Annotated in this window: 1 pseudogene; it reads right to left on the reverse strand. The window is 43.9% G+C overall.

What is annotated here, in order from left to right:
- Nucleotides 1-358, reverse strand: a pseudogene (locus HC176_RS17800) (lipopolysaccharide biosynthesis protein); the annotation flags it as partial.

Raw genomic sequence — 358 nt, forward strand, 5'->3', positions numbered from 1 at the left:
GATGCATTGCCCGCGACGGCACTGCGATCACCGAAGAAATATAAACGGCAATTCCATAAACCGCTACCATTTCAATGGGTAAGAACCGCTCGATCATCACCTTGTCCAGGTCCAGGAGGACCATAGCAACAGAACCTGCGATAAGGATCAAAGCCGAATATTTCAGAATAAAAGACCTGTTGTGCGGAAAAGAAAAACTCAGTTTCGGAAAATACAGGTTAAAGGCATAAATCTTCATGATCACCAACCGCAGAATAAAAACTCCTCCAATGGCATAAACAAAATTCTCCACAGAAAGGTAATCGAAGTAAACCGCGACCAGCAGTAAGGAAATACAGCTGCGATGAAACACCTCCTT

This window comes from Tamlana crocina (assembly GCF_012037625.1).